Source organism: Corynebacterium sp., assembly GCF_030532965.1.
Lineage (GTDB): Bacteria > Actinomycetota > Actinomycetes > Mycobacteriales > Mycobacteriaceae > Corynebacterium.
Map to the genome: position 1 here is coordinate 1 of NZ_JAUNKC010000034.1, position 17,747 is coordinate 17,747.

The window sequence follows — 17,747 nt, forward strand, 5'->3', positions numbered from 1 at the left end:
CCCAAAACCACAGGTCAACATTTCATACGCATTTTCCTGGTGAGAAAACCTCAATTTAACTGAGAATATTAGATCCCCGTTAATCACGTTTTTCATCGTCCTTGCCGGTCTCTAATTCAGACAACTGCCAAAGAACACCTTCAATGAAAGAACACAACTATGTCAGCGCGTACCGACACTGTTTCCATTTGGGTAGGAGATTTCGCATCCGAAGCCGAATTGGAGAAGTACCTCGCCATAGATTATTCCGAGATCCACGATGATGACGACTTTCTTGCATCTGCATTCACCCAGGATTTCGAGATTGAGTACTACGACGAGGATTGTAGGGAAGCGTACCGCGCCGAAACTGACGGTTTAAGCTGGCAGCAATTAATCGAGCCGCTGTCGTATGCCGAGTGCTTTGCCGATCAGATTCCCGACACTATCGACGAGAAAACCTGCGTGATCGCCGTCTATAACCTGAAGTTTGACGGCCACGTCACGCATAAACATGGCGTGGTATTCGTCGGCTGTTACGAATACCACCGTTAGGCTGCGGCGCTGCGGCGTCGTAACGCAACGGCAAGCGCCCACACCATAATGGCGCATACACCCAGCGCCGCGCCGACTAAAGCTGGCGACGCATACCCGTAGCCGGCGGCGATGACCGCACCACCCATCGACGCGCCCGCAGCATTGGCGATATTTAACGCGGAGTGATTCAACGCACCCGCCAGGGTCTTGGCTTTGCCAGCCACGTCCATGAGGCGTATTTGCAGGCACGGAATCAGCGCCGAGGCGCAGCCGCCGATCACAGCGAAGTTGACCACCGCCGGAACCACGGCCGTGGTCGTGAAATAAAACGCCGCCAACGACAACACAATCGCCGTAAGCGACACCGCGATGCCGCCTTCAACTGACCAGTCGGCAAGACGACCGCCCACCCAGTTGCCGACGATCATCCCCACACCATAAATGCTTAGCACCAACCACATGAGGTCCGGGTCAAGGCCCGCCCGGTTGGTCATCGTCCACGAAATATAGGTATAAACCGCGAACATTCCACCGAAACCAACTGCGCCAATCGCAAGCGATAACCACACCTGTAACCGGCGTAATGAGCTTAGTTCTAACAGCGGGCTCGTCGGCGGCATTTTCGTCATGTGCGGCATCAAAAACCACAGCGCGACCAGCGTCGCCAGGCCAACGGCGGAGACCAGCACATACGCGTTATGCCACCCGGTAGCCTCCCCGACGGCCTGCGCGGCGGGAACACCCACCAGGCTTGATAACGGGAACCCCATCCCCACAAAGGCCAGCGCCCGACCACGTTGCCCTTCCGGTGCCATCGACGTGACAACCAAAGCCGCGACAGAGAAAAACGCACCATGCGGAAAACCCGCAATAAACCGGGCCGCTAGCAGCGTGGGCATCGTCGTCGCCAACGCCGTCAGCGCATTGCCCACCACGAACGCCACCATGAGCAGCAACAGCAACCGCCGACGCGGCATCATGCCGGTGAAAGCCGTAATCACCGGCGCACCGATCACCACGCCCAAGGCATACGCAGAGATAATGTGCCCGGCGGTGTTCTCCGCGACCGCATACGCCTGCGCGATATTGCGCAATAACCCCATTGCAACAAATTCACTCACGCCAATGCCGAACCCACCCAGGCCGATAGCGATCATCACAATCAGCCGCTGGCGATCACTGATCTCGGTTTGTCGTGGAAGTGTTTGTCGTCGAAAAATCACGAGGGAACACCTTACACCTCGTGGCACCACAAAGCACTAATCGGTAATTGGAACATCCAGTCATGAATCCGATGGCAGAAACTTCCCGTGTGGAACACCACGCCAGCGGCAACGCGCTCCCCTAATTTTTCTTTAACATTACGCATTGTTTTAAACGCATCTATCGACGGCGTCTGGGTCGCCTTGATCTCAACAAAAATCAACCGTCCATCGCGCAATTCGATAACCAGGTCAATCTCCTGATTATCACGGGTTCGATAGTGGAACAGATCATAAAACTCGTTGCTCCACGAACGCTGCGCGAGCAACTGTTGCGTAACGTATTGTTCCAGCAACGCTCCGAAATACTCCATTCCGCCAACGTGAATTGATTTCTCTGGATGGAACCCCGTCAAGCTCGCTGCAAGTCCCGTATCAATCAATGATGATTTTGCCGTCTTTAAATCCCGGTTAGAAAAACTTGAACTCCACGCTGGAATTTCTTCTATAAGAAACATCGTTTTAGCCAACTCAAGTACCGCTTTGGCATCACGAGCCGACGCGCCAAGTTGGCGCGCCAATTTAGCTTGAACAACCGGTTGCGCAGGCTCCGCAGCTAAACGTTTCAGGCACGCTTCAAGCAAATTTTTGCTATTACCCCCGATAGTTACAGCATCGTTGACAACTAAACGTTGGATGTAATTGATAAACCATTGGTTCCGTCGTCTAGGTGTCGAACGAGCAACCGGCTCTGGATATCCACCAATACAGACATTCTTTGCTAGTTCTTCTCGATCAGTATCAAACCGTGGTGGCAGCAAGACATCGCCTGCCACCACGCCTAACAGCCAAGAGACAAAATCCTCTGGCACTGCGCGTTGATCAATCTCTCCCATCGAAAAAGGCTTCAATGAAACCGCTGAAACCCGGCCCGCAAGGGAGTCGCCCACACCAGGAAGCTTGAGTAAATTGGCCGATCCTGTAAACAAGAATCTTCCCGGACGACGATCATTATCGACTGTCGCTTTGAGCGGAAGGATTAACTCCGGTAATCGTTGCGCTTCATCAACGATCAGCAGTCGATCACCCGCACGAGCCAGAAACGTCATCGGATCGAACCTTGCCAGTTCCAATGTCGGCGCATCGTCCAACGTCACATATTCCGCTGCCCGCTTTTTGATAAAGCTTTTAGCCAAAGTGCTTTTGCCCACCTGTCGGGCACCTTCAATCATGACGACTGGCGAATCTTCGAGCGATTCTTCAAGCTCGAATGTCACAAATCTACGCAAGGTATCCATAACCACACCCTACCCCATTTACCTGCACTTTGTCAGATTTGCCGCTGCATTTCTGTTAGATTTTCCGCTGCATTTCTGTCAGATCTGCCGCTATATTTCTGTCAGATTTGCCGCCCGATATGTGGGCGTCGAAAAGCGTTCGTCGGGCACGAAGCTTCGGCGGTTTTTACGCTTAGGCGTGGCGACGGCGCGGCCCAAGCGTCGAAAAGCACAGCCTGCAAAAACCGGACAACCGTACTGTTTTTACCCCCGGATGACAGATCAAGACCGCTGGTAACCCCCAAAATTGCTGCATAAAGGTAACGAATGCGGGGTGCTATAAGGTATCCTGAACAGTTGTACTTAGAGCTTTTATTCCTTAAAGGAGACACATGGCTAAGATCATTTGGACCCGTACCGACGAGGCTCCATTCCTCGCATCCCTCTCCCTCAAACCAATCGTTGAGGCTTTCGCTTCCACCGCAGGCATTGAGGTTGAGACCCGCGACATCTCGCTTGCAGGGCGTATCCTGGCGCAATTCCCCGAATTCTTGAGCGACGACCAGAAGGTTGAGGACGCTCTGTCCGCATTGGGCGAGTTGGCTAAGACCCCTGAGGCGAACATCATTAAGCTGCCTAATATCTCCGCTTCCGTACCTCAGCTCAAGGCTGCCATCGCGGAACTTCAGGGCTTCGGCTACAAGATTCCTGATTACCCAGACAATCCTGAAACCCCTGAGGAAAAGGACATCCGTGCGCGTTACGACGCCGTCAAGGGCTCCGCTGTTAACCCAGTGTTGCGTGAGGGCAACTCCGACCGCCGCGCACCGATTGCCGTGAAGAATTTCGCGAAGAAAAACCCTCACCGCATGGGTGCATGGTCTGCTGATTCCAAGACGAACGTTGCCACCATGGATGCCAACGACTTCCGCCACAACGAGAAGTCCGTCATCATGCCTGCCGATGATGTTTTGACCATCAAGCACGTTGCTGCTGATGGCACCGAGACCGTGTTGAAGGCTGACCTGAAGGTTCTTGCTGGCGAGGTTATCGACGGCACCTTCATGTCCGCCAAGGCACTGGATGCGTTCTTGGCTAAGCAGGTTGCTCGCGCCAAGGAGGAGGGTGTGTTGTTCTCCACCCACCTCAAGGCCACCATGATGAAGGTTTCCGACCCCATCCTGTTCGGCCACGTGCTGCGCGCCTACTTCTCTGACGTTTTCGCCCAGTACGGTGACGTTCTTCAGGCCAATGGCCTCAACGGTGAGAACGGCCTGGCTGCCATCTACACCGGCCTGGAGTCGGTAGAAAACGGCGCTGAGATCCAGGCTGCTTTCGAGAAGGCTCTGGCTGAGGGCCCAGCGTTGGCTATGGTCAACTCCGACAAGGGCATCACCAACCTGCACGTTCCTTCCGACGTGATCGTTGATGCTTCCATGCCTGCCATGATCCGCACCTCCGGCCACATGTGGAACGCTGCCGGTGAGGAGCAGGACACCCTCGCTGTGATCCCTGACTCCTGCTACGCGGGTGTGTACCAGACCGTCATCGACGACTGCAAGGCCAACGGCGCGTACGATCCTTCCACCATGGGTACCGTCCCTAACGTTGGTTTGATGGCGCAGAAGGCTGAGGAGTACGGCTCCCACGACAAGACCTTCCGCATTGCCGCCGACGGCAAGGTGCAGGTTGTCAACTCCGCCGGTGACGTCCTGATTGAGCACGACGTTGAGGCTGGCGACATTTGGCGCGCCTGCCAGACCAAGGACGCCCCAATCCAGGACTGGGTCAAACTTGCTGTTAACCGTGCTCGCTTGTCCGGCATGCCAGCGATCTTCTGGCTGGACCCAGAGCGTGCACACGACCGCAACCTGACCACCCTGGTGGAGAAGTACTTGGCCGACCACGACACCGAAGGCCTTGACATCACCATCAAGTCCCCCGTTGAGGCAACCAAGGTTTCCATCGAGCGTATCCGCCGCGGCGAGGACACCATTTCCGTGACCGGTAACGTGCTGCGTGACTACAACACCGACCTGTTCCCCATCCTTGAGCTGGGCACCTCGGCGAAGATGCTGTCTATCGTTCCGTTGATGGCTGGCGGCGGCCTATTCGAGACCGGTGCTGGCGGTTCCGCACCGAAGCACGTCCAGCAGGTTCAGGAAGAAAACCACCTGCGTTGGGATTCCCTGGGTGAGTTCCTGGCGTTGGCTGAGTCCCTGCGCCACATCACCAACACCGGTGGCACCAAGAAGGCTGCCGTGCTGGCTGATGCTCTCGACGCCGCTACCGAGCGTCTGCTGGATGAGAACAAGTCTCCTTCCCGCAAGGTTGGCGAGATCGATAACCGTGGCTCCCACTTCTTCCTGGCAACCGAGTGGGCAAAGGCTCTTGCTGCACAGACTGAGGATGCTGAGCTGGCCGAGACCTTCAAGCCTGTTGCGGAAGCACTCGTTGCAGGTTCCGATGAGATCAACGCTGAATTGCTCGCTGTTCAGGGTTCCCCTGCCGATCTCGGCGGCTACTACCAGCCATGCGAAAAGGCTGAAAAGGTTATGCGTCCTTCCGCTAAGTTCAACGACATCATTGATGGCTTGAAGAAGTAACCTTCGCATAACACAGGCTTGACCTTCGCTCCCTGTTCAGGGGGCGGGTGGTCAGGCCCCTTTTTTATTGCCACAGGTGTGCGTCAATGACTCCGCCTTCGCTTTTCGACGCCACCAGCGACCACTTGCGCAACAAAACCCATCCGGTCGGCGTAGTTCTCGTTTGCGAGGGCGAGTTTGCTTCCGTTGCACACAAACGTGATCGCTAGGAAGTATCTAGCGGGAGCACAGCGTAATGAAGCTGCGCCTGACACTCCCCACCACGTGGTGGGAATTCCTTACATAAAAGTAGCTACCTCCTATAACTCGACTCTTTCCATAAACACCCCACCAATACCAGTACCCCGCGCAGGATTGGTCGAGGTGCCCCCTTCGTTCCGCGCGGCTTAGTGCCCAAAGAATTACACCGACTCGACTGTTCCGTTGTCCAGGCCCGTCAATCCCTACGCCTATGCAGGATTGGTCGAGTTGCATAGGGAAACGAGCCGGAACCCGGAACGTCCCAAACGTCAGAATCCCACGCTTTCTTGCTTTATGCTTGAGTTTTATGGTCAACGAAGACGAACCCGATCTGAGCGATCGCGACGATATTCGCGTCTACCACGAGCTTGAGCAAGAAGGCTTTTTCGATTCAACACCGTGGGATACTTTCATCGGGCTCTGTCTCACCTTCACTGAAGAATCAGTCATACCCATAACCCAAGACCCACTCCCTCAGGGCGATATTGATGCCGCACGGCAGTTCCTTTCGGGCTACATCACCGAAAGCGACCTTGAGCAACGCCGTACCGCAGCGTGGGACAGGTTGAGGAATTTGAGCGGAACCAACAAGCACATTCAGCGGCTCACGGTGATCTTCCTTTACCCCGACCTGTTATCCGGAATTGAGAAACCAGAGCAGCCAGACCCCAACAGTTTCCTGTTTATCAATCTGCTGTGGGACATTGATCCAAGCCTGGCCACCGACTTTAGAAACTTTATGCGCGAAAATTAATTGCCAGATTCGCCCGATTGTGGCTAAGCGGAGATTTTATACTTGAGACTTATGGCCGAGACTTCGCTCCCTCACAACCCTGACATGGATGATGAGGACGTCCGCGTGGAAGACGAGCTGGAAACCCTTGGGCTTTTCGAATCCACCCCGTGGACGGCTTTTATCACGTTGTGCCTCAACTTCACAGAGACTGTGGTGCTCCCCCTAGACGGGGACCGAACCTGCCACAATGATCTCGATCTGGCAAGGAAATTCCTCGCAGGAGATGTGACCGCAAAGCAGCTCACCTCCGCCCAGTCACAAGCGTGGCACCGCCACGACAGGTTAGATGGTATCGCGAAAGATATTCAACGGCTCACGCTGATCTTTCTGTACCCCGACCTGCTGCAGGGCATCGAATCCCCCGAAGACCCCGATTCCCACTGTTTCTTGTTCCTCAACCTCCTCCTCGACATTCGCCCAGGCCTTCCAACCGCCTTCTTGGACTACGTGTACGAAAACTCCTAATATGCGCACGATCACTGACGTTGAAGATGAAATGCTCTACCGGCTGCCCGAAGAGTACCGAAACTTCCTGCTGGATGAAAACAACCGCAAGTCACCGGCGTGGCGGTTCTTCTTTACTGAAACAGCGCCGTTTGCGCTTGATCTCACCGAGGATTTCCCCTACACCGACAATGCTTACGGCGCGGTGCGCCGTGTGGGTGTTCTCCCCGTGCAGCAGGTTGGTCAAGAGACGTATGTTGTCATCGTTGCGCGGGGCAGCACCCAAGGTGAGCTGTGGCTTTTCGACGCGGGCAACTTCTTCCGGCGCCTAGCAAACCCCCGCACCCATAAACCACTAGCATTTGCCGATTGGCTAGATCTCAATCCGTAGGCGCTTTCCCGACTGCTGTACAACAATCTCCTTGACGCTATCTCTCATCCCGCATCGCCCGCGGAGGCTGCGGCGGTGGTGCGTTTCATTAACAAGGCCAAGGATTTTCCCCATCACCCCCATGCAGCTTTGGGCCTTAGTGATTTGAATGATCTTTGCGATTCGTGCCTGCATCTCGAGTTGTTTCAGCACCTCGACCTCAGCAGTTCCCGCATGTGCTGCGACTTTTTGGAGCTCACTGGGTTCTGCACCCATGTGGAGCAGGAAAAATACGTGGAGTTTATCCTAGATTTTTGTTTGCAGCATGTTGCTGCTGCGGAGGTGAAGCAGAAAGCAGCGTATGCGCACACGCTTCTGAAGGTTCCTGGCCGGTTTCAAGAGGTGGTTCCGTCCACGAGGGCGTTTGAAACGGCCGCCACACCGGTTATGAAACTTGCGGAGCTGCTGGCGGATTCCGATTTTCTGAACAGTTGGATTTGTGAAAGTGATTGGGACCCGTGGGATGAGGAAATCTTTTCCCTCCTCATTACCATCGACCATGACCTCCCCTACAATTTCTTTACCCGACTCTCGAGAAAATGGTCACTGTCCCACTATGCGCACAATCACTGACGTTGAAGAGGAAATGCTCTACCAACTGCCGGAGGAGTACCGAAACTTCCTGCTGGATGAAAACAACCGCAAGTCCGCAGCGTGGCGGTTCTTCTACAGGCAGAAACCACACACCCCCTTCACCATCAACCTAGGTGAGGATTTCCCCCACACCGAAAACTTCTATTCCGGTGAAGAAATTACCTGCCTTCCAGGCGCAATCCCTGTGCACCAGGTGGGCCCTGACTCCTACATCGTCATCATCGTTCGCGGCCACGCCCAAGGCGAGTTGTGGCACTTCTATTCACAGTATTTCTATTTACGGGACTTCCACATACGGGCTTTCCTCCGCAGATTAATAAACCCCGATACCAAAGAGCTACTGAGTTTCGCCTAGTGGTGCACCATGGAACCGTCCTTTTTGCTGCGCGAAAATCTACTTGCTGCAATTGCCCAACCGGCCTCCCAGCAGGAGGCGGCAGCCATAACTCGATACTTACAGAAAAGCCAGTACGACCACGAATGCAGAAACTCTGCCGATGTGTCCATCACCGAGGAAGATCTGCGCTACCTAGGCGAAAAGTGCTTAACGTTTCAGCTGTACCGCCACCTCGACTTGAGCGACCCGTACATTTGCACCGATTTCTTCTCTCTACTAGATCAGCAACGATATATGGACTCTGTCGCCGATTTTTGCTACAACCAGGTGGCGGGGTTTGACCGGTCGGGTCTTTTACGGAAAACAGCTCAGCACGCACTCCGATTTCTCCACGCTTCGATTTCTGCGCAGCAACTACGCTCATTATCGGAAGTGAAAAACAAGCCAGATTCGTCCCTAGAAAAGTTGGGGCAGTTGCTGGCTATCCCTCATTTTTTAGATGGGACCTATGACGAAGAAATGTGGCAACCGTGGGAAATGATCTTTTTCCCAGCACTCATCGACATCGACCCGAAACTTCCGACCCGGTTCTTTAGCGTCCTTGCCCAAGAACAAAGCCGTGCACGTTTCGCGAAGCAAAACTGGCAAACCTATGATGGTGAGTGATAAAGCAACAAACACCGATAGCCTTGGTAAATAGCAGCGAGCAGACCATCTCACCCTAAAATCAACGCTTTTTTAAAACCTAAGGAGCTACGTAAGTTTTATGGATGATACTTCGCTTTACGATGATCGCGAGGATCTTCGGGTCTATGACGAATTTGAGGAAAGCGGCTTTATGGAACGGCATGCCTATTCGGATTTTGTACGCGCTTGCATGGACTTCGCCGAGCATGAAGTTGTCCCGCACGGACGCTTCTTGGAGCCACTAGGCGATATTGCTTTAGGCCGCGACTTTCTGGTGGGAAAGGCCACCAAGGACGACCTCGCCGAACACCGAGCTCGCACGTGGAAGCATTTCCTAGGGCTGCCAGAAGCGGATCGAAATATTCACCAGGTGACAGACTTCTTTGTTGAATATGAATTCCTCACCGATTCCCCATCCCCAGAGCAGCAAGACCCTTATGATTTCCTCTTTTTCCACTGGCTGATGCAGGTTGACTGTGCCCTGCCGCAGGCGTTTATGGATTATCTCCGCAAGGTGGATGCTGTTGCTTAGGGTTGTTTGTCAGTGAGTTTCTCGTTGTATTCCAGGGCGGTGGACACCCAGAAGTGAAGATCCTCACGTGTCGTTAATGCTTTAGCCGCTACTGTGATCCAGCCTGGCCCCATTCGGCGGTTGTGTCCCATTTCGGCTTGGGTTGCACCCGCTTTGGTTACCAGCGCAGCATGTTTGTCGGGCGCGACGCGAACGAGGAGGTCACCGCTCGTGGCGACGCTGACGATCATTTTGTTGTTGACCATGATTGCCCGTCCGCCGAACATGGCTACTTCGCGGGTGTCTGCTAAGTCCGGGAGGAGCTCACGAATCCTGGTGAGAAGTGTTTGTTGTTCCGGTTTATCTGCGGCCATGATTTTCTTTCTAGGCTGTATGGCTCAATGAAAACTAAAGCGCACCTTATCGCATGTGCGAATTGCGAACTGGGTGCGCTCTTGTAAGCCATCACGTTGCGGGGTTAGGCGGCTGCGAGGGCAGCGGTCAGTGCTTCGTCGATTGCCTTGAGTTCGTTGGCTTGTGCGCCGAAGGCTTGGGCGGGGTCAACCAGCTTGCCGGTTTCGTCGAAAAGCTCAGGCGTGAGATTCAGGCTCGCGTGCTTATCAAGGAGGGTGAAGCCGAAGTAGGTGGCGGTCGTCTCGAATGCCGCAGCAGATGCTGTGCCGCCGCCGAAGCCGTAGGAAATATAGGTTATTGGCTTGCCCTGCCATTCCTGGTACAGGTAATCGAGGGCGTTCTTGAGCACAGCGGGCATGTTGCCGTTGTATTCCGGCAGGATGAGGACAAAGCCGTCAAAACTGGAGGCTAGGGCTGACCATTTTTTGGTGTGCTCGTGTTTGTAGTCTTGGCTGACGCGCGGGGATTGAGGTTCGTCGTAAAGCGGGAGGTTAAGTTCCTGCAGGTCGATGATTTCGTAGTTATGCGCGGACTCTGCGCCGAGTTCGCATGCTGCCCACTGCCCGATCTGTGGGCTGATGCGGGTGGGCCTGGTGGATCCGAGAATTACGCCAATACGTGACATAGGTTGTCCTTATCGTTGTTCAGATACTCTTAGGCGTCATCGTACCTCGGGTTAGAACTGACCCCGGGTTACCCTGACGCTACCGCGAGTCGTGAGAAAACCTCTGCATATGGGGTTTTATGCGCGACGTCCCAAACTGTGACCTTGGGCTCTTTTGCTCCATTCGCAGCCAGGGCGCGACGTTTGCTTTTATATTTTTCGTTTATGAGTGGCTCGTTGCTTTTCGACGATCCCCCGCGCAGCGTTGAGCCCGACGACGTTTATTTTTCCGCATAAGGACGATAACGGTAGACATCTGTTGCGCTGCTTAAGGGCAACCCACCAAGGTTGGTGTCTGAGTGGGGTATCTTTGCAAGTATGTCCGCTGCCCTGATCGCCACAGCTGTGGTTGCCGCCACGTTAGCATCGGTCATCACGGCTGTTATTATGCGGCGGTGCGAGTGTGCGACTCGGTACGCCGTAACCGACGAACAGATATTGGCGCATGAGATCCGCACGCCCCTGTCACTGATTCGAAGCGCAGCAGAGCTGCTTGCCCAAGAATCTGACATTGGCACCGAAAAGCGCCGCAGACTCGTATCGACGATTACGTCCAATTCCACTCGCGCGATCGAAGTGGCGGAAACATTCCTTTTGCATGCGAAATTCAATAGCGGCAATGTGAAAGCAACCTTCACCGATTGTGACCTGCGGTCACTACTGAGAGAAACCGCCCAGGAGTTACGGGCGATCAGCGAGGTGCCCATCATCGTTGATGATCCGGGCGACCCGCTTGTCATTCGCGCTGATGTGCAATTGATCCGGCATGCGTTGTGGAATGTCATTAATAACGCGGCGCGGTATGCGGCAGCGGAAAGCGACATTGTGGTCAATGTGGAGGAAACCACAACCGGGGTGATTATCACGATCGCGGATTGCGGTCCCGGTATGTCGCTTCATCAGCAACGGGACGTCTTTGTGCCGTTTGCGCAGTTCAGTACGTCGACAAGCACGAAAACCCCCATCGGCGCCGGGCTGGGCATGTCTATCACCCAGAAGATTGTGGCATTACACCAGGGCACGGTATTGATTGATTCCATTGCGCAGCACGGCACATCTGTTTTGATTACTCTTCCAAGGAATCCCAATGTATAACCACCGTGTTCTCGTTATTGACGACGAACCACAGATGATCCAGATCGTCAGGTACGCCCTTGAATTGGAAGGACTGGACGTGATTTCCGCAACCACGGCGCACAAGGGTTGGCGGTTATTTACGGAGAATCACTGCGACCTCATTATCCTTGATGTGATGCTGCCGGATGCCTCCGGATATGCACTGTGCCAGCGGATTCGTGCCTCACACAACGGCGATGTTCCCATTATCATGCTGACGGCGCTGGGCGATACGGACAACCGGGTCGAAGGACTTGAGGCGGGCGCGGACGATTACCTGGCCAAACCGTTTTCGCCCAAGGAATTGGTGTTACGGTCGCTGGCGGTGCTGCGGCGCAGTTCCGGCCTTCCCCACCCTGCCGCTCACGAAATCACGCATGGGGTGGTGACCATCAACACCGTAAATCATGAGGTTTTCATCGCAGGCCGGAAGATTGACACCACTGCGACTGAGGGTAAATTGCTGCAGGCGTTGGTGTCCCACCCGAATGAGGTGGTTAGCATCAAGCGGTTGCTTAATGAAGTGTGGAATACCACCGCCACCCAGGGTGGAAGAAATATGGTGAAGTCGACTGCGTATCGGCTCCGAAAGAAGCTAGAAAATGCCGGTTTACCAGCAGATTCAATCACGTCTGTGCGGGGTCAAGGCTACGTTTTCCAGCGTGAGCAACCCGTTCAGTAACAGCACTGTTACCGACTGTTACCGCAACACCAACCACGGTTACCAAGCGCTGAGCACAATCACAATCAGTTGATACAACACGTTTGTGCACAAAGGAGTGCCTCTTATGTTTGGTTGGTTGCAAGCTCCCAGCCCTGCCACACCGCTGCCGCCGGAAGAAGTAGATCGCAAGTACCCGCGCTTACGACTGCAGGTGTTCATGGGAATTTTCCTAGGTTATGCGGGTTTTTATCTCATTCGTAATAACATCTCGGCGATCGCACCGCTGCTTATCGACGAAAACGGCGCTATTGATAAACCAGCCATCGGTATTATTGGCAACGCCGTTCTAGTCAGCTACGGCTTGTCGAAGTTCTTCAGCGCGATGATCTCCGACCGTTCCAATGCCCGGTATTTCCTGCCGCTCGGTTTGGCATTGTCTGCATTAATGAACCTGGTGGTGGCGTTCGTCCCGTGGGTGTCGGCCAGCGTCGGAATTTTCGCCACCGTGATGTTCTTGAATGGCTGGTTCCAGGGAATGGGCTATCCGCCGTGCGGCCGGATTGTGGTCCAGTGGTTCTCAACCAGCGAACGCGGTTGGAAAGGTTCGCTGTGGAACACCTCCCACAACCTGGGTGCGTTTGCATTGCCGGTGCTGGTGGGTATCGGCCTGAGCATCACCGGCGATGACTGGCGGTCGGCGTATTGGCTGCCCGCACTGGTTGCGCTTGTCGTCGCGTTGATTGCGTTCCTGCTTATCCGTGATAATCCGCAATCCGTGGGGTTGCCGACTGTCGACGAATACCGCAACGACCCGGCCAAGGTTGCCGATGAGGCCGCCGAAAAGGTGTCCACAAAGGAATTGGTATTCACCTACATTCTGCGAAGCCGCATCATCATGCTGCTGGCCATTGCCAACGTCTTCGTCTATGCCCTGCGGTACGGTGTGCTGCACTGGATCACCACCTACCTTTCGGAACAACACCACATGAGTATCGGGAGCGGCTTGGTCGGTTTCGCCGCGTTCGAGCTCGCCGGTTTCATCGGAACGGTGCTGTGTGGTTGGCTTTCCGACAACGTGTTCAGAGGCAATCGCTCCGCTTCAATCTCGCTCTTCACTTTGGGTGCCGGTCTGTCCATCGCCGCGTATTGGCTCGCCCCAGTGGGTACCCCATTCTGGTTGATGGTGCTGTTCGTCGCGTTGATCGGTGGCTTCATCTACGGCCCAGTCGGCTTGATCGGCTTGCAGGCTTTGGACCTATCGCCGCGCAACGTCGCAGGTACCGCAGCTGGCTTCACCGGTTTGTTCGGGTACCTTCTGGGTGCAACCTTGGCATCCACAGGTGTGGGCTTCCTGGTTAAGTACGCAGGTTGGAACGTCACATTCATCGTGTTCCTGGTCTTTACAGTTTTGATCCTGGTGATCTTCCAGGTGATCTGGCGGGAAGAAAAGGCACTGATGCGGCAACGCCAGCTTGAGTTGGAAACCACCGACGGCGTCCACGTCTAGATCCGCCTTAAAACAGCAACGCTGGGAGCGTCGTCAAGCGAAACGAGACGATGCCCCAGCGCTTTTGTTATGGTAGAGCGGGTAAAAAGGAGGCCGAAACATGCTGTCCAAATGGCTCAGGTTCCTGGCATTATGCGTGGTGGCCGCCGTGTCAGTAGCCACCGTTTACCGCACATTGCTTCCGGCCCAAACCGATGTCACGATCATTTGCTCCAACGACGCTCGGGTGTGCGAGCAATGGAAACGCGGCATCGAAGACGACCTGAACCTCAACGTCCGCTACGTTAGCTTGCCTACCCAGGAAGCCCTCAAGCGGTTGGAAAGCGGCTCCCACGAATTCGACGTGTGGGTCGGCGGGCCTTCGGAAAACTATCGGTTTGCCACCCAGTTGGGGCTTTTAGAAGCAGTACAACTTCCGGCTGCGGTTGCGATTCCACCGGATTTTAAAGACCACAAGAACCATTGGTTTGGGGTGTATGCCTCAGTGTTGACGTTGTGCAGCGACCCGGATACGCTTGCCCGGCTGGGGTTAAACGTTCCCCGGTCGTGGGCGGACTTGCTCCAACCGGAGCTTCGCGGCTGGGTCTCCGCCCCATCGCCGTTGTCGTCGGGAACCGGATACGCCATGTTATTGACGCTTCAGGCAGCGGGGCAATCACCAGACCGGATCGGAGACATCCTCGATAACGTGGATCGGTTCACCCGGTCCGGTAATGCGCCTAGCGATGTGGTGGCTAACGGTGAAGCAGCCGTCGCGATTTCGTACGAACCGTATTGCCGGAATAAGACAACGGTATCCGGCAAAAGCTTGGCGGTGACGTACCCGGCTGAAGGCACATCGTTTGAAATCGCTTCGGGTGGGGTTCTTGCAAGTAGCGCACATAAGACAGCCGCCAATGAGGTCATGAACTGGCTGCTATCCCCGCCGGGCCAGACGTCGGCACGCCAGGTTGGCTTACCGCAATTACCCGTCAGCGATTCAGTTGAGAACAATATTTCTTCCCGCTTGCAAGACTCCCACGGCATCGCTGCCCTTGATCCAGACATTGCGGATCGCCAGCGCAGCTATTGGATGGAGTGGTTTTCGGAGCAGCGCCGATGAGAACCTGGCTTTGGATACTCAGCGTCGTCGTCATCGCATCTGTGGTGATGGGTATCCCCTACGCAGCGCTTGTAACGACCGCTGGAAGCGGAATCCCGTCGTGGAAACCCCTGCTCAACAGCAGCATGATAGCTCTTTTCGCCACCTGCACAGCCTTAGTTATCGGGACGGTGTCGGCCTTAGCAGCCGCCCAGTTTCGACGGCGGACCGTCATCGCCCTCGACTTATTGTTCCTGTTTCAGCTCACCATCCCCCATTTCGTCATCGGTGCAGGCTGGCGCACAATTTTAGGCCGCACCGGCGCCTCAAGCTGGTCGGGTTTCCTCTGCCAGAACTGTTCGTTCACCGGCCTGGTCCCGCTGTTATTCACCTACACGATGGCTTTTGCCCCCTTGGCCTATTTCGGGCAACGCACGGCACTGCGTTCCGTATCCGCCACCGAGGTCGACGCCGCCCGGGTTGCGGGATTATATGGGTGGCGGCTTTTCACCACCGTCTATTGGCAGCGACTTGTGCTTGTCGCCCCAGCGCTGTTTGCTTTTATTTTCAGCGCAATCATCTCCGACCCGGTGACCCCCAACATCATTTCGCCCCGGATACCGGTGACAGCAACCGATGTGTGGTTTAGCTCCAATGCGTTTGGCGATAAAAATCTGGAAGCCACGATGGCGTTATTGCTTAATATCCCGGTTGTGCTCGTCGTGCTCAGCGTCGCCTGCTTCTACGCCTATCTGCTCCGTCGTAGTCCCGCATTGACGCAGCTTCTTCGGATCAATAGCCCGCAGCGTTCCTCATCTCAGCAACCTGTGGGTTCTTCCGCACGCATGCCAACCACCACTGTGGTTCTGGTCGGATCGGTCGCGCTGTTGTTCATTTCGATTTTGGCATTTCGTGGCTTTGCGGCGGATCCTGCTACGCCGATAAGCAGCGCGATTATCAACACGATGGGCTTAGCCTTCCTGGTGTTATTGTGCTCACTCGTCCTTTCGGCCATTGCGCTCGGCACCCGCCGCTCCTGTGGCAACCGGTGGGGGTTATTAGGGCGCCGCGGGGTCGATGTGGTTTTTGCGTTGATGGCGCTTTCACCCGGCGCGTCTATTGGTTGCGGGTTGCGCATCGCCGCGAATCAGCCTGGTATTCACAGTGCGTGGTCGTCGTTGTGGTTTATCGTTTTGGCGTGTTTGCCCAGTTCGCTTGCGATGACGTATTTCCTTATGGTGTATATCGGCCCGTTTGTGTCGCGTTCCGAGTTTTTGGTGTCGTTGCTCCAAGGTGTTGGCCCGCTGCGTGCGGTGACCTCAACGGTTTTGCCTCGGTCGACGAATGTGTTGATTATCGGTTTTCTCACTATTTTTTCTAATGCGTCGGTGCTTGCTGTTCCGTTGTTGTGGGTTAGTTCGCCGGATCTTCCGCTGATTATGCTGCGGCTTTTTACGCTTCTCGACGCCGCCAAGTATTCGGCTGCCTTCCAGATCAGCATGACCGTGTCTATCGTCATTGTGTCTATAGCCGGGGCGATTCTGGTCGGCATTAACGGAATAGGTTTGAGTTTTTCTACTAAGAGGCGGAACTTGTCATGGCTTTAGTTAGCATCACGAACCTCAGCGTGGTTCGACGCGGCACGACGCTGTTGCGTGATGTTTCCATCGAGGCGGACCCCGGCGAACTCATCGTCCTTCTTGGCCGGTCGGGGGCGGGAAAGTCCACGCTGCTGCGTGCTCTCGCTGGGCTTATTCCGGCGACGGGTTCGTTCACGGTTGACGGCGAATCGTTGATTAACCGCCCGCCACATCACCGCCCGATTGGCATGATGATGGATCAGCCCTCCTTATTTCCCCACATGACTGTTGCGGAGAATATCCGGTTCGCTGGCGATTATGGCGCCGATGTTGCCATGCTGAGTTTGGGTATTGACCACCTGGCGTTTCGGTATCCGCATCAGCTGTCGACGGGTCAGCAGCAGAAAGCCGCGTTGGCGCGCGCGTTAATCCGTCGGCCCACCGTTATGCTTTTCGACGAGCCCCTCGCCCACGTCGATACGTATTCCTCTGCGCAGCTCAAGGGCCAAATTCTGCACACCCACCGCCGATTGGGGTGCACGACGTTTTACGTCACGCACGACATTGACGAGGCTTTTTCCATCGCCGACCGGATCATTTTCCTCGCCGACGGCCGCATCGACCAGGATGCGTCCCCACAGGACATGCGGGAACAACCCGCCACGCTGGAAATCGCGCGGCATTTAGGCGCGTCAATTTTCATCCCAACATCCGGTGTTGTTTCCCATTCGAAATTTGGCACGGCCACGGCGACGGTGTCCGCGCTTGGTTCGTCGCTGGCGGTTGATGCGCACCCGAGCCTGAGTGATTCTTCGCCTATGGTGCTTATCGGCTATCCCAATAGTGCCTCCGCCACTCCCACCGGCGAAAAAGCACGGCATTTGATCGGCAATTTAGGCCAGGTCATCCGCAATATTTACATGGGGGATCATCACGATGTGGCTATCGAAACCACCCATGGCCGCATCGTTTTGCATTGCTCCCCCGATGACGAATTGGCCTACGCCACCCCGGGGGACGAAGTGCGCATCGATTTTAATCCCACCCGGCTGTGGGCGCTTCCACAACGCTGAAACCTAGA

General features: G+C 55.1%; 20 protein-coding genes. 16 read left to right on the forward strand and 4 right to left on the reverse strand.

The features are described 5' to 3' along the window. Positions 1–159 precede the first annotated feature (159 nt). Positions 160–534 carry an immunity 22 family protein gene (locus Q4D85_RS12595; RefSeq protein WP_303200894.1) on the forward strand — a complete coding sequence of 125 codons (375 nt, stop codon included), beginning with the start codon at positions 160–162 and terminating at the stop codon, positions 532–534. On the opposite strand, the gene Q4D85_RS12600 is transcribed toward Q4D85_RS12595, so the two are convergent. Both Q4D85_RS12600 and Q4D85_RS12605 read right to left on the reverse strand, forming a co-directional pair. Then, complete coding sequence (locus Q4D85_RS12600; RefSeq protein WP_303200895.1) at positions 531–1,739, reverse strand: MFS transporter; 1,209 nt, start codon at positions 1,737–1,739, stop codon at positions 531–533. The two genes, Q4D85_RS12595 and Q4D85_RS12600, sit on opposite strands and share 4 nt — an antisense overlap. A gap of 11 nt (positions 1,740–1,750) precedes the next feature. Next, positions 1,751–3,016 carry an ATP-binding protein gene (locus Q4D85_RS12605; protein WP_303200896.1) on the reverse strand — a complete coding sequence of 422 codons (1,266 nt, stop codon included), beginning with the start codon at positions 3,014–3,016 and terminating at the stop codon, positions 1,751–1,753. A gap of 371 nt (positions 3,017–3,387) precedes the next feature. Here Q4D85_RS12605 and Q4D85_RS12610 point away from each other — a divergent pair, with 371 nt between their 5' ends. From Q4D85_RS12610 to Q4D85_RS12650, 9 genes are all read left to right on the forward strand, one after another. Beyond that, the gene (locus tag Q4D85_RS12610) at positions 3,388–5,601 is read left to right on the forward strand and encodes an NADP-dependent isocitrate dehydrogenase (RefSeq protein WP_303200897.1); all 2,214 of its coding nucleotides are present in this window, start codon (positions 3,388–3,390) and stop codon (positions 5,599–5,601) included. Between the two features lie 86 nt (positions 5,602–5,687). Then, positions 5,688–5,810 carry a hypothetical protein gene (locus Q4D85_RS12615; protein ID WP_303200898.1) on the forward strand — a complete coding sequence of 41 codons (123 nt, stop codon included), beginning with the start codon at positions 5,688–5,690 and terminating at the stop codon, positions 5,808–5,810. Positions 5,811–6,148: 338 nt separating this feature from the next. Continuing rightward, positions 6,149–6,595: a hypothetical protein gene (locus Q4D85_RS12620; RefSeq protein WP_303200899.1), complete on the forward strand. Its 447-nt coding sequence runs from the start codon at positions 6,149–6,151 to the stop codon at positions 6,593–6,595. Between the two features lie 51 nt (positions 6,596–6,646). Continuing rightward, positions 6,647–7,102, forward strand: a complete 456-nt coding sequence (locus tag Q4D85_RS12625; RefSeq protein ID WP_303200901.1) for a hypothetical protein — start codon at positions 6,647–6,649, stop codon at positions 7,100–7,102. 1 nt (position 7,103) lies between these two features. Further along, on the forward strand, positions 7,104–7,472 hold the full coding sequence (locus Q4D85_RS12630) for an SMI1/KNR4 family protein (protein WP_303200903.1): 369 nt from the start codon (positions 7,104–7,106) through the stop codon (positions 7,470–7,472). 75 nt (positions 7,473–7,547) lie between these two features. Next, positions 7,548–8,084, forward strand: a complete 537-nt coding sequence (locus tag Q4D85_RS12635; protein ID WP_303200904.1) for a hypothetical protein — start codon at positions 7,548–7,550, stop codon at positions 8,082–8,084. Further along, positions 8,068–8,460, forward strand: coding sequence for an SMI1/KNR4 family protein (locus Q4D85_RS12640; protein ID WP_303200906.1), 393 nt, complete (start codon positions 8,068–8,070; stop codon positions 8,458–8,460). The genes Q4D85_RS12635 and Q4D85_RS12640 overlap by 17 nt, the downstream gene beginning before the upstream one ends. A gap of 9 nt (positions 8,461–8,469) precedes the next feature. Next, positions 8,470–9,108, forward strand: coding sequence for a hypothetical protein (locus Q4D85_RS12645; RefSeq protein WP_303200908.1), 639 nt, complete (start codon positions 8,470–8,472; stop codon positions 9,106–9,108). Between the two features lie 100 nt (positions 9,109–9,208). Continuing rightward, positions 9,209–9,661, forward strand: a complete 453-nt coding sequence (locus Q4D85_RS12650; RefSeq protein ID WP_303200909.1) for a hypothetical protein — start codon at positions 9,209–9,211, stop codon at positions 9,659–9,661. On the opposite strand, the gene Q4D85_RS12655 is transcribed toward Q4D85_RS12650, so the two are convergent. Together Q4D85_RS12655 and Q4D85_RS12660 are read right to left on the reverse strand one after the other, a co-directional pair. Continuing rightward, positions 9,658–10,014 (reverse strand): TfoX/Sxy family protein, encoded by a 357-nt coding sequence (locus tag Q4D85_RS12655; protein ID WP_303200910.1) that lies wholly within the window; start codon positions 10,012–10,014, stop codon positions 9,658–9,660. The two genes, Q4D85_RS12650 and Q4D85_RS12655, sit on opposite strands and share 4 nt — an antisense overlap. Positions 10,015–10,118: 104 nt before the next feature. Continuing rightward, positions 10,119–10,679, reverse strand: coding sequence for an NADPH-dependent FMN reductase (locus Q4D85_RS12660; protein ID WP_303200911.1), 561 nt, complete (start codon positions 10,677–10,679; stop codon positions 10,119–10,121). A 357-nt stretch (positions 10,680–11,036) separates the two neighbouring features. Here Q4D85_RS12660 and Q4D85_RS12665 point away from each other — a divergent pair, with 357 nt between their 5' ends. The 6 genes from Q4D85_RS12665 (at position 11,037) to Q4D85_RS12690 (ending at position 17,739) form a co-directional block, all read left to right on the forward strand. Further along, a complete protein-coding gene (locus Q4D85_RS12665; protein ID WP_303200912.1) occupies positions 11,037–11,813 on the forward strand; it encodes a sensor histidine kinase KdpD in 777 nt (258 codons plus the stop codon). Beyond that, entirely contained in the window at positions 11,806–12,516 is a 711-nt protein-coding gene (locus Q4D85_RS12670; RefSeq protein ID WP_303200913.1) for a response regulator transcription factor, read from the forward strand. Before Q4D85_RS12665 ends, Q4D85_RS12670 begins: the two co-directional genes overlap by 8 nt. 106 nt (positions 12,517–12,622) lie before the next feature. Continuing rightward, positions 12,623–14,005, forward strand: a complete 1,383-nt coding sequence (locus Q4D85_RS12675; RefSeq protein WP_303200914.1) for an MFS transporter — start codon at positions 12,623–12,625, stop codon at positions 14,003–14,005. 100 nt (positions 14,006–14,105) lie between these two features. Further along, positions 14,106–15,107 carry an extracellular solute-binding protein gene (locus Q4D85_RS12680; RefSeq protein ID WP_303200916.1) on the forward strand — a complete coding sequence of 334 codons (1,002 nt, stop codon included), beginning with the start codon at positions 14,106–14,108 and terminating at the stop codon, positions 15,105–15,107. After that, a complete protein-coding gene (locus Q4D85_RS12685; protein ID WP_303200918.1) occupies positions 15,104–16,693 on the forward strand; it encodes a transporter in 1,590 nt (529 codons plus the stop codon). The genes Q4D85_RS12680 and Q4D85_RS12685 overlap by 4 nt, the downstream gene beginning before the upstream one ends. Continuing rightward, positions 16,684–17,739: an ABC transporter ATP-binding protein gene (locus Q4D85_RS12690; RefSeq protein WP_303200920.1), complete on the forward strand. Its 1,056-nt coding sequence runs from the start codon at positions 16,684–16,686 to the stop codon at positions 17,737–17,739. The genes Q4D85_RS12685 and Q4D85_RS12690 overlap by 10 nt, the downstream gene beginning before the upstream one ends. Positions 17,740–17,747 lie beyond the last annotated feature (8 nt).

Coding starts and splice junctions, on each gene's coding strand:
- Q4D85_RS12650 (WP_303200909.1), top strand. CDS start 9,209: ATGGATGATACTTCGCTTTACGATGATCGCGAGGATCTTCGGGTCTAT.
- Q4D85_RS12640 (WP_303200906.1), top strand. CDS start 8,068: ATGCGCACAATCACTGACGTTGAAGAGGAAATGCTCTACCAACTGCCG.
- Q4D85_RS12625 (WP_303200901.1), top strand. CDS start 6,647: ATGGCCGAGACTTCGCTCCCTCACAACCCTGACATGGATGATGAGGAC.
- Q4D85_RS12670 (WP_303200913.1), top strand. CDS start 11,806: ATGTATAACCACCGTGTTCTCGTTATTGACGACGAACCACAGATGATC.
- Q4D85_RS12655 (WP_303200910.1), bottom strand. CDS start 10,014: ATGGCCGCAGATAAACCGGAACAACAAACACTTCTCACCAGGATTCGT.
- Q4D85_RS12660 (WP_303200911.1), bottom strand. CDS start 10,679: ATGTCACGTATTGGCGTAATTCTCGGATCCACCAGGCCCACCCGCATC.
- Q4D85_RS12615 (WP_303200898.1), top strand. CDS start 5,688: ATGACTCCGCCTTCGCTTTTCGACGCCACCAGCGACCACTTGCGCAAC.
- Q4D85_RS12690 (WP_303200920.1), top strand. CDS start 16,684: ATGGCTTTAGTTAGCATCACGAACCTCAGCGTGGTTCGACGCGGCACG.
- Q4D85_RS12665 (WP_303200912.1), top strand. CDS start 11,037: ATGTCCGCTGCCCTGATCGCCACAGCTGTGGTTGCCGCCACGTTAGCA.
- Q4D85_RS12680 (WP_303200916.1), top strand. CDS start 14,106: ATGCTGTCCAAATGGCTCAGGTTCCTGGCATTATGCGTGGTGGCCGCC.
- Q4D85_RS12630 (WP_303200903.1), top strand. CDS start 7,104: ATGCGCACGATCACTGACGTTGAAGATGAAATGCTCTACCGGCTGCCC.
- Q4D85_RS12610 (WP_303200897.1), top strand. CDS start 3,388: ATGGCTAAGATCATTTGGACCCGTACCGACGAGGCTCCATTCCTCGCA.
- Q4D85_RS12685 (WP_303200918.1), top strand. CDS start 15,104: ATGAGAACCTGGCTTTGGATACTCAGCGTCGTCGTCATCGCATCTGTG.
- Q4D85_RS12620 (WP_303200899.1), top strand. CDS start 6,149: ATGGTCAACGAAGACGAACCCGATCTGAGCGATCGCGACGATATTCGC.
- Q4D85_RS12605 (WP_303200896.1), bottom strand. CDS start 3,016: ATGGATACCTTGCGTAGATTTGTGACATTCGAGCTTGAAGAATCGCTC.
- Q4D85_RS12645 (WP_303200908.1), top strand. CDS start 8,470: ATGGAACCGTCCTTTTTGCTGCGCGAAAATCTACTTGCTGCAATTGCC.
- Q4D85_RS12595 (WP_303200894.1), top strand. CDS start 160: ATGTCAGCGCGTACCGACACTGTTTCCATTTGGGTAGGAGATTTCGCA.
- Q4D85_RS12675 (WP_303200914.1), top strand. CDS start 12,623: ATGTTTGGTTGGTTGCAAGCTCCCAGCCCTGCCACACCGCTGCCGCCG.